We start from the raw sequence: 3089 nt of genomic DNA on the forward strand, positions 1-3089 counted from the left end.
TACATAGGCTGACGGCTGGGAAAAAGCAACCGAGCAGATTCCGGAAAAGTGTCGTACGGTTTTCCGACAGGAATCTGCGACAACAACAAAAGACCCGAGCGGGCATTCGTTGGCTTGCCAAGGAATGCCCGCTCGGGGTTTCGGCTGCTTCGCGCAGGTTGCTGAACAGCCTGCTTCCGCCCTGTCTTTTCGGCTCGATCAGGTCCCAGAGATTGCCGTAGAGGTCGGCGAAAACCGCCACCGTGCCATAGGCCTCGAAGCGCGGCGCCTCCTGGAATTCGACGCCTCTGGCAAGCATCGCCTGATGGTCGCGGGAAAAATCGTCGGTCTCGAGGAACAGAAAAACCCGGCCTCCGGTCTGATTGCCGATGTGGCCGTCCTGCGCTTCGTCGGAAGCTTCGGCGAGCAGCAGCCGCGCGCCCTGCCCTTGTCCCGGTTGGACGGTCACCCAGCGCTTGCCGCCGCCGAGATCGACGTCATCGGTCAGCACGAAGCCCAGTCGCTCGACGTACCAGGCTATGGCCTCGTCATAATTCCTAACGACCAGCGCGACCGTCGCAATGGCGCGGTTCCCGGCAAAGCCGCTCATTTGCTGCGGATCGCGAACTGGCCGATCACACGGCGCTCGGCAATGTCGTAGAGGAAGATGGCGCGGCTGCCGTCGGCGAGTTCGGCGTCGATCGACAGTTGGCTCCCCGATAGCGACTGGCTGATCACCTTCGCGCCGACCGGCAGCACGATGTCGCCGGAGAGCGCCGCGCCGGCTGGAACCTGGACGTCGGCGACCGGCGCCGGCGCAGTGCCCGGCGTCTTGCTCATTTTGTAGACAAGCGCCGCGATCACCACCATAACGGCAACGAACAACAGGCCGAGATTGATGCCCATGAAGCGGACGAGCTTCCGGCGCACCTTTTCGGCTTCCGGGTCGAGCGGCTTTTCCCCGCCTTCAACATCTTCTTCGGCGACAGGCCGGGCCATGGCTAAACAATCCGCAACGGTTTCTATGAGCGCTCATAACCAACAGGCCCCCAATTTGATAGGGGATGAATCGATGGAAAGCGAAGCCGTCATGCTGGAAGCCGGCGCCGACGCTGCCGGCCAGCGCCTCGATCAATGGCTCGCAGCCCAGCTCGGGCCCGACATGTCGCGCAGTCGCGTGCAGGCCCTGATCAGGCAGGGCGCGGTTTCCATCGCCGGCAAGCCGGTCGAGGAGACCAAGCGCAAGATGGCGGCTGGCGAGCGCGTCTCTGTGGTGATGCCGGAGCCCGAGCCGGCCGAACCGCAGGGCGAGGACATAGCCCTCGACATCCTCTACGAGGACGACGAGCTGATCGTCATCAACAAGCCGGCTGGGCTGGTCGTCCACCCGGGCGCCGGCAACTGGACAGGCACGCTGGTCAATGCGCTGATCCATCACTGCGGCGACAGCCTTTCCGGCATCGGCGGCGTCAGACGGCCGGGCATAGTGCACCGGCTCGACAAGGAAACCAGCGGCGTCATGGTGGTGGCCAAGACCGACCGCGCCCACAAGGCGCTCTCCGAAGCCTTCGCCGACCACGGCCGCACCGGCGACCTCGAACGCGCCTATCTGGCGCTGGTCTGGGGCATTCCGCAGCGGCCCACCGGCACGATAGATGCGGCCCTCGGCCGCGCCGCCGACCGCGTCCGCCGCGCCGTGGTCCCGCAAGGTCGCGACGATGCCCGTCACGCCGTCACCCATTTCAGCGTCGTCGAGCGCTTCGGCGAAGGACAGCAGGCGTTCGCCACTGCAAGCCTCGTCGAGTGCCGGCTGGAAACCGGCCGCACCCACCAGATCCGCGTCCACATGGCCCATATCGGCCATCCTGTGATCGGCGATCCCGATTACGGCCAGGCCTTCCGCACCAAGGCCAACCGGCTGCCGGAACCGTTGAAAAGCCGCGTGAATTCCTTTCCCAGGCAAGCCCTCCACGCCTGGCTCCTTGAATTCCGGCATCCGACCACCCATGTAACGATGAGGTTCGAAGCGCCGGTACCGAGGGACATGGAGGAACTCATCGGCGGCTTCCGGGAATTCTGAGCCCGCCACCAAGACGCTTCAAACCAGCCATCAAAAAACCTGACTGGCATTGTTCACTTCAAAGTGACACACTGTTTCGTGTTGAACAATTGCCTGTCTTTTCTGGTTTTGTTCCTGTATACATCGGTTGTCGCGAGTGAGCCTTTGGCATTCGCGTCGCATGCCCGCCGCGTTCAGGGGGCATCACTCCAATAGAGAGGGGGCGCTATCATGGCCCAGTCATTACCCAGTATCGTTTCCGGTGAAGGCGGTCTCGCCCGTTACCTGGAAGAAATCCGTCGCTTTCCGATGCTTCAGCCGCAGGAAGAGTACATGCTCGCCAAGCGCTATGCCGAGCATCAGGACACTTCCGCAGCCCACAAGCTCGTCACCAGCCATTTGCGGCTCGTCGCCAAGATCGCCATGGGCTATCGCGGCTACGGCCTGCCGATCGGCGAGGTCATCTCGGAAGGCAATGTCGGCCTCATGCAGGCTGTCAAGAAATTCGAACCGGAGCGTGGCTTCCGGCTCGCCACTTACGCCATGTGGTGGATCAAGGCCTCGATCCAGGAGTACATCCTGCGCTCGTGGAGCCTGGTCAAGATGGGCACCACCGCCAACCAGAAGCGCCTGTTCTTCAACCTGCGTAAGGTCAAGGGCAAGATTCAGGCGCTCGACGACGGCGACCTCAAGCCCGATCAGATCGCCGAGATCGCCACCCGCCTCAACGTTTCCGAGGCCGAAGTGGTGTCGATGAACCGCCGCCTGTCGGGCGACGCTTCGCTCAACGCTCCAATTCGGGCAAGCGAGGGCGAATCCGGCGAATGGCAGGACTGGCTGGTCGACGACCACGAAAGCCAGGAAGAGATGCTGATCGAGCAGGACGAGCTGGAAAACCGGCGCGCCATGCTGTCGGGAGCTCTCTCCGTGCTCAACGACCGTGAACGGCGCATCTTCGAGGCGCGCCGCCTGGCCGAGGAGCCGCTGACGCTGGAGGAGCTGTCGGCCGAGTTCGACATCAGCCGCGAGCGCGTGCGCCAGATCGAGGTGC

General features: G+C 63.4%; 3 protein-coding genes and 1 pseudogene. 2 read left to right on the forward strand and 2 right to left on the reverse strand.

What is annotated here, in order from left to right; all coding sequences use genetic code 11:
* Positions 1 to 184: 184 nt before the first annotated feature.
* Both Q0L57_RS09810 and Q0L57_RS09815 read right to left on the reverse strand, forming a co-directional pair.
* Positions 185 to 589: pseudogene (locus Q0L57_RS09810) on the reverse strand (VOC family protein); the annotation flags it as partial.
* The gene (locus Q0L57_RS09815) at positions 586 to 978 is read right to left on the reverse strand and encodes a fimbrial protein (RefSeq protein ID WP_296741697.1); all 393 of its coding nucleotides are present in this window, start codon (positions 976 to 978) and stop codon (positions 586 to 588) included. The gene Q0L57_RS09815 and the pseudogene Q0L57_RS09810, both read right to left, overlap by 4 nt.
* Positions 979 to 1051: 73 nt before the next feature.
* Here Q0L57_RS09815 and Q0L57_RS09820 point away from each other — a divergent pair, with 73 nt between their 5' ends.
* Positions 1052 to 2059: an RluA family pseudouridine synthase gene (locus Q0L57_RS09820; protein WP_296741698.1), complete on the forward strand. Its 1008-nt coding sequence runs from the start codon at positions 1052 to 1054 to the stop codon at positions 2057 to 2059.
* A gap of 210 nt (positions 2060 to 2269) precedes the next feature.
* A partial coding sequence (gene rpoH / locus Q0L57_RS09825; protein WP_296741701.1) for an RNA polymerase sigma factor RpoH occupies positions 2270 to 3089 on the forward strand: 820 nt, incomplete at its 3' end.

Source organism: Mesorhizobium sp. (assembly GCF_024509055.1).
In the GTDB taxonomy this organism is placed as follows: Bacteria; Pseudomonadota; Alphaproteobacteria; order Rhizobiales; family Rhizobiaceae; genus Mesorhizobium.

What these genes read in the sequence shown, in the direction of transcription:
- Q0L57_RS09815 (WP_296741697.1), bottom strand. Translation starts at nt 978, where the DNA reads ATGGCCCGGCCTGTCGCCGAAGAAGATGTTGAAGGCGGGGAAAAGCCG.
- Q0L57_RS09820 (WP_296741698.1), top strand. Translation starts at nt 1,052, where the DNA reads ATGGAAAGCGAAGCCGTCATGCTGGAAGCCGGCGCCGACGCTGCCGGC.